The organism is Parasphingorhabdus sp. (assembly GCF_041748495.1).
In the GTDB taxonomy this organism is placed as follows: Bacteria; Pseudomonadota; Alphaproteobacteria; order Sphingomonadales; family Sphingomonadaceae; genus Parasphingorhabdus.
Window position 1 is genome coordinate 1 of the sequence record NZ_JBGTDD010000111.1, and the last position, 6,737, is coordinate 6,737.

General features: G+C 55.7%; 6 protein-coding genes. 3 read left to right on the top strand and 3 right to left on the bottom strand.

The features are described 5' to 3' along the window. The 3 genes from ACEW8J_RS10100 to ACEW8J_RS10110 all read left to right on the top strand — a co-directional run. On the top strand, window positions 1-142 hold a 142-nt coding region (locus ACEW8J_RS10100; protein WP_373491520.1), incomplete at its 5' end, for a transposase. A gap of 148 nt (window positions 143-290) precedes the next feature. Further along, complete coding sequence (locus tag ACEW8J_RS10105; RefSeq protein WP_373491515.1) at window positions 291-1,940, top strand: tetratricopeptide repeat protein; 1,650 nt, start codon at window positions 291-293, stop codon at window positions 1,938-1,940. A 288-nt stretch (window positions 1,941-2,228) separates the two neighbouring features. Beyond that, window positions 2,229-2,729: a PAS domain-containing protein gene (locus ACEW8J_RS10110; RefSeq protein ID WP_373491516.1), complete on the top strand. Its 501-nt coding sequence runs from the start codon at window positions 2,229-2,231 to the stop codon at window positions 2,727-2,729. 180 nt (window positions 2,730-2,909) lie between these two features. Here ACEW8J_RS10110 and ACEW8J_RS10115 read toward each other — a convergent pair whose 3' ends face one another. From ACEW8J_RS10115 to ACEW8J_RS10125, 3 genes are all read right to left on the bottom strand, one after another. After that, window positions 2,910-4,457, bottom strand: coding sequence for an MBL fold metallo-hydrolase (locus ACEW8J_RS10115; protein ID WP_373491517.1), 1,548 nt, complete (start codon window positions 4,455-4,457; stop codon window positions 2,910-2,912). A 34-nt stretch (window positions 4,458-4,491) separates the two neighbouring features. After that, window positions 4,492-5,304 carry a universal stress protein gene (locus ACEW8J_RS10120; RefSeq protein WP_373491518.1) on the bottom strand — a complete coding sequence of 271 codons (813 nt, stop codon included), beginning with the start codon at window positions 5,302-5,304 and terminating at the stop codon, window positions 4,492-4,494. Between the two features lie 274 nt (window positions 5,305-5,578). Then, a partial coding sequence (locus tag ACEW8J_RS10125; protein WP_373491519.1) for an acetyl-CoA hydrolase/transferase family protein occupies window positions 5,579-6,737 on the bottom strand: 1,159 nt, incomplete at its 5' end.

Sequence of the window (6,737 nt, forward strand, 5' to 3'; positions counted from 1 at the left end):
TATGGTCGAGCGCTGCTTCAACAAGCTCAAAAATGCCAGACGCCTTGCAACCCGATATGACAAAACCGCTGACAGCTATCTCGGCTTCATCCAGCTCGTCGCTATCCGGTTATGGATGCGCCAATTTGTCAACAGGTCCTAAGCTAGGTTCCAGCAAGTTTCACCAATTCAGTGGTAGTAATGTTGAACGCCAGTAGTGCTGTCATTCGGAGAATGATCCAGTGAAGGACCATGATCAACCGTTGGATGATTCAACGATTTTGCAATTGTGTCTGGAACGGGACCGATTGTTGAGCGACACAGAATTTGCCCGCTCACCGAGCATGTGCAAGCTTCTGCGATTTCTGGTTGATTATAAGTTGTCGGGAAACAGCGTCCCGCTGAAAAGCTATGCAATTGCCACGGATGCGCTCGGACGACATGAGGATTTTGATACTCAGACAGACAGTTATCCGCGCGTCCAGATGGGCCGTTTGCGCCGGATGCTTGACAATTTCTATCTGCGCAAGGGCGGCGAGAACCGCCTGGCGATCGCCCGGAACAAATATGAGATTCTACTGGAACCGAATGTCGCGCCTTCCGAAAAGGAGGCGGATCTGATTGGCGAGTCAGCGGAAATGGCCTCGCCGGAGGAACCGGCTGCCCGTTTACCAGAATCGGAATTGCCTCCGCAGCCGGACCTGGCAAATGATCTACGTTCGCACCGACGCTTTGTAAGTTTTCTGGGGCTAGCCATCCTATTATCATTGAGCATTATCCTCGGCTATCTGCTTTGGCCCACAGAGGATGCTCCGCAAGATGTCGATCAAATAGGCTATCCCGCAGTTGCGCTGGATTTGCCAGGCAAGGACAGTGGCGCACCCACTGACGAGATCATCCAGTCGATCGGCAACCGACTGATCCGCAGCCTGAACGGGTTCGGTGGCATGAGAATATATGATATCCGGTCCAGCCAACAGGGAAATGCCGGCTATGTCATCAGGCTACGCTATCTGAATCCTGCGGCAGAAGAAATCGAGTTGCGCCTACTGGATCGGGTCAGCGGCGAGATTCTATGGTCCAGAGAAATCATCACCACGGATAAGGCGGTCTGGCAGCTCGAGATTGACAAGGCCGTTGTCGCTTTGGCCGGCCATTATGGTGAAGTTGCGCAGGCAGAAATGTCGAAAATTGGCAGCGATGATGCCATCGGATATCCGTGCTTGCTCCGATTTGACGTGTACATCCGCTACCGGGAGCAGGAAAAGCTCGGCCCGGTCCGCAAATGCTTGCAAGAATCGGTCGCCCGTTTTCCCGATGATGCACATCTTTTGAGTATCTTGGCCTTTGCACAAAATATGTCGGAAAGCGGCAACCCCGATTCTCAGGTCAAGGGCGTCGGGATGCTGCTTGCCAGAAAAGCTGAAGCGCTGGATCAGAGAAATGCGGCTGCCAATTTCGCTATCGCGCAGTCTGCCTTTTTTGCAGGCGATTGCGCAACCGGCGTGGCGTGGGGCGAAAAGGCGGTGGCGCTCAATCCCCTCAACTCGCGGATATCGGGATATCTCGGTCTCTACATGATCGGCTGTAACATGCCGGAAGGCGAGAACTATGCGACCCGCGCCCTGGAACTGGATCCCAATGCTGATCTGACGATTGCGGCGGCCGTGGCTTTTCAAATGTTGAAACGGGGTGAGGCCGAGCAGGCCCGGCAATTGTCGTCACTATATATGGCCTCATCCCCGAGGGTGGAGCCGGCCCTCGAATTGACCTATATTATTTCCTCGGCGATGCTGGGTGAAAAACGGGAAGCAAGGCAAGTGTGGAAATCCCTGGCCGAACGTTATGGGTTTTCGGAAGCGAGCTCGCCCCGGGAAGTGCTGAGCCAATGGATTGGCAGTCCGACCCTGCGCGAGGAAATAATCCGGGTCATGGGTCGCTCCGGAATATTTGATAATTAGCAATCTTCGATTAACTCCCGGATTGCCTAGCGGATATCGTCTAGACTGGTCCCAGAACTCGCCGCAATGCGAGCTCTTCGATGGAGGTAGCTCGCGCTTGGGATCTTGACCCTTGCGCCCATCATGCCCGGAGCCTTCCGAAATTTACTTTGGCCTTTCTTGTCCAGCAAAAATGAATCGGCAGAGAGGTATCGATTTGCTAACACATCCGCTCTATTAGAGTTCGATATTATATATCTTTCGCACGAAGCATCAGTTCTTAGCGAACTATGGGGTTGCAGGGGCATCATGACATCAGACTATTGGCCTTACTTTCTGGCATTAGCCTTCATCCTAGTGATTGCCTATTTGGCTTATCGACTGCGAAAACTAAAGACCGACTTGCAGGCGGCTCAATTGGGACTCGAACGATGCGAGCTGACGCTTGAAATTTCGGAAGATGTTGGGCGATTTGGATCCTGGCATCTGGATGCGAGAACGAATTTTCTAAAATGGTCAGACTATGTGTTCGACATGCATGAACGGCGCCATAGTCTTGGGCATCCACCGCTCGACAAGGCCATTCGCTATTATCATCCAGAGGATCGTCCGCTTGTTCAAATGGCGGTAACACGTGCATTGGAAGAAGGGGCGGATTTTGAATTTCGTGCGCGGATCCTGACGGATAACAACAAGGAAATTCCTGTCCTGGCCCGGGGCACGTGCCAGATCGCGGGGGACGGAGAGGTTCTCGGCATTTTCGGTTGCTTTGTCGATCTGAGCACACCCGAGGAACGACAGTTCGGATGATTGGGTGCGATCAGTTGTGATCGCCGGCTCACATGCGGATCGCATGGTTCATCAACAGCTTTCCAGACACTGCTGAACGGCGAGATATGATTGGCAGATCGACCGCCAGCGCGCAGTATATTCTGGTGTGTCTAGTCGATCATGCGTGTGGGTTTGAGAGCGAAGAGATCGGCGGAACCTCTATACGATTTCGAGCGCCCGTTTGAGCGCGGCTAGTATTTTCTCCCGATCCTGGTTGGTCGGCTGTTCGAATAATTTTTGTTCGATGTCCTCGCGCACCGCCGCCAGCCTTGAAATCCAGTCGCGCGAGGCGGTCAGTTCGCTGGCATCGGCTCGGCCCGCAGCAAGGAGCGTGGCCGGCTTGCCAGGTTGCAATGCCCAAGTCTCAGCCAGTGCGGGGATGATAGCGGCCGGCAGATCCGGAATGGCTGCCAATGTTTCGGCAAGACCGGAAAGCCCGCTTTGTTCCCCGTGGACCAGAAATAGCGACCCCCTGATTGGCGTGCGATCCTTGATCCACTCGACCAGACCGCTGCGATCAGCATGGTTGGAATAACCTTCCAGTGTCGCAACTTGTGCCTTTACGACAACGTCATTGCCGGAAATACGCACCCGCTGTGCCCCGTCCCGGAGCACCGACCCCAATGTCCCCGCCACCTGATAGCCCGATAGCAAGAGCCGGGACTGCCGACGCGGCAGGTTGCGGATCAGATGATGCCGGATCCGGCCCCCTTCGCACATGCCAGAGCCGGCAATGATCACAATGCCGGTCATGTGATTGAGCTTCCTGGATTCCGCCGTGTTCTGGATGAACCGGATGTTGGTCCGCTTCAATATGTCGGAGCCGCTATCGCGATAGCGCATCACCGCCAGTGTCACTTTCTGCGCCAGCGGCGAATCAAGGAATATATTGACCGGTGCCAGGCGTCTGGAGGCGAATAATGCATCAAAATCTTCGAGTATCGCCTGGGTGCGTTCCAGCGCAAAGGCCGGGATCAGGACATTGCCGCCGGCCGCGATGACTTCCTCCACATGCCGCGCCAACGTCTCGCGGCGCTCGCTCACCAGGATGAGGTTGCGATCGCGGTCGCCATAAGTGGATTCGCAAATCACATGGTCGTAGCCGCCGATCTCGGATGCGGTACAGTTGATCGATCGGCCCGGGCCGACATCGCCGGAAAACAGCAGCCGCTGGCCGCCGATATTGATTTCAATCGACGCGGAACCCACAATATGCCGGGCATCCCAAAAGCGAAAGGAGCCGCCATTGTCCAGGGTGTGCTCTTCACAATAGGCGACCGTACGGACATTTTTGCTGAGCCTGGCGATATCCTTGCCATCATAAAGCGGGGTGAAGGGTGGCAAGCCTGCCCGGTCCGCCCGACGATTCCGGCGCTCGACGTCGACGGCCTGCAATTTGGCGGCGTCCTGTAAAAGCGGTTTGATGATGTCAGCGCTGGGTGCGGTGCAATAGGTTTTGGCCCTGCAACCGCTGGCATAGAGATAGGCCAGCCTGCCGCTATGATCGAGATGCGCATGGGTCAGCAGCACCACATCAATTTTTTTCGGGTCGAAGGGCAGGGGCTCATGGTTGAGCGCTTCGAGTGATCTTGTGCCCTGAAACATGCCGCAGTCGACCAATATCGTCTGACCCGCACCATTGATTTCGAAACAGGAGCCCGTGACGGTGCCCGCGGCACCATGAAATTTCAAGGTAACACCGCTCATCCCATATTTCCACAAGGACGGCCCGTGTGCATGATCAATGCGCAACCAGCAGCGGCACCGGGCAATCCCTGAAAAGGTTTCTGGTTACGCCACCGAAGAAAAACTCGCGCGCCCGGCTGTGACCATAAGCACCCATCACCATATATTTGGCGTCCAGCGTGTCGACGGTGGACAGAAGGACGGCCTGCACAGAGGATTTGTCGGCGGCAAGTTCGTGGATCTTCGATTTTATTCCGTATCGGGAAAGATATTCCGATGCTTCCATGGGCGGCAGATCGTGGTCCTTGTCTTCCTCGACGACGACGATGTGCACATCGCTGGCCAGCCTGAGCAGCGGTACCGCTGCGCGAAGCGCATTGCCTGCTTCCAAACTGCCGTTCCAGGCGACTACAACAGGGCCAGCGACCTCGAATTTCCTGACATTGTCCGGCTGGACTACAAGCGGAATATGGGTGCTGAAAATCACGTCACCCAACAGGCCGAGCGGCATATTGTTGTCCTGCACACCGCTGCACGAGCTCAGTATCATCACATCGGCCAGGGCCGAACTGCGCGCCAGTGCCCGGGCGGGCTCAGCATTGGCTTCCTGGTAATCCCACGGCACGTCTTCGCCGGTGAGCCGTTTCTCGATTTCTGCCTTCAATCGGAGATCGGCTTCGCGCGCATATTTGCCAATATCGTACATGACAGACATGCCGGTCACGCCATCAAATGCCATTTGCGGCTGGTAGGGGTTGGGCCGCTGGCAATGGAGATGGCCATCAAGCGCACGGGTGAGATCGAGCGCCGCCTGATAGCGGGCGTCGAGTCCGGAATCGTCGTTTACATATAGCAGCACGGATTTCATTCTGTCTCTCCCACCGTAGAAATCTTGCCGCGAAGGACGTCCTGTAAATCAAATGGGCGATCGGCTTCATTCACGGCATCGGAATTTTCTGACGGATGCAGGAAATGCGAAGGGGGAGCTATCCGTAGTCTTACCTAATTGCGGTATAAAATTGGTCCACAAGACCAACCCACTTCGGCATCCTTAGAGACGGGTCCGATTCGAGGAGTTCGACCAGGATCACGATATTTCTGATCCCTTGACCGGGCGCCGGTCCGTTGAACCGGTGCACGGTTTATAGTCCGTTGGCCAGTTCATCCCGGAATCTGGGATGAGCAAGGCCAATCAGGGCCTCGGCGCGCTGGTGCAATGATTTGCCCCTCAGATCCGTCCAGCCATATTCCGTCACCACGATATGCGTATCATTGCGCGGGGTTGTGACCGGTCCGTCCAGCCGGGGCACGATCCTCGAGACGGTACCGTTGCGGGCGGTGGACTGGCAGGCGATGATCGACTTGCCGCCTTTGGACGCGTTGGCGCCGCGGACAAAGTCGAGCTGCCCGCCCGAACCGCTATATTGCCGTCCCATCAGATGTTCCGAATTGCAGGCGCCTCCGAGATCGATTTGCAGCGTGGCGTTGACCGAAACTACATTGTCGTTCTTGGCAATATGGCGGGGATCGTTGACGACATTCACCGGGGCGCTGTGCATGGCCGGATTATCATCCAGAAAATCGTAAAAAGCCCGGTCGCCCATGGCGAATGTGAAAACGCTAAGCCCCCGATAGGTGGTCTTGGCCTGGTTGGTGACCGCACCGCACTGGACGAGACCACCGAGCGCCGGGGTCATCAATTCGGTATGGATACCCAGATCCTGGCGATTGGTGAGCAGGGCGCAAACAGCGCCGGGGAGTGCCCCGATACCCATTTGCAGGCAGGCCCTGTCATCGATCATATCGGCGATCGTGGCTGCCACTTTGGCCTCTTCAGGGGATGTCTCGGGCGCGTGAACCTCAGCAAGCGGCGTATCATTCTCCACAATCGCATCGATTTCCGAAATATGCAGCAATGAAGCACCGAAAACCCGAGGCATGTTCGGGTTGACCTCGACGACCAGTTTTTTCGCGCTGCGAGCGGCAGCGGTGGAATAGTCATTGCTGGTGCCAAAGGTGAACCATCCATGCCGGTCCATCGGCGACACGGTCGTCACGAAAAGATCGAGAGAGATCTGCTCTGCGAATAGCTTAGGGGAAGCACTGAATGCGACAGGAACAAATTCGATCGGACTTTTCGTTCCATCCGGATAGGCACCAAGCAATTTCCGTTCAATCGAGCTTAGAAACATGCAACGCGGGCGGATCCGGCCAAGCAGATCGGGCCTCAACAGCGTGTCACCGGCGTGATCCATCGAATGAAAATACCACAGCTTGATATCGTCGACAGTCTCATTCTCT

Excerpts from the sequence above, each read along its gene's own strand:
- ACEW8J_RS10115 (WP_373491517.1), bottom strand. The coding sequence starts at position 4,457 with ATGAGCGGTGTTACCTTGAAATTTCATGGTGCCGCGGGCACCGTCACG.
- ACEW8J_RS10110 (WP_373491516.1), top strand. The coding sequence starts at position 2,229 with ATGACATCAGACTATTGGCCTTACTTTCTGGCATTAGCCTTCATCCTA.
- ACEW8J_RS10120 (WP_373491518.1), bottom strand. The coding sequence starts at position 5,304 with ATGAAATCCGTGCTGCTATATGTAAACGACGATTCCGGACTCGACGCC.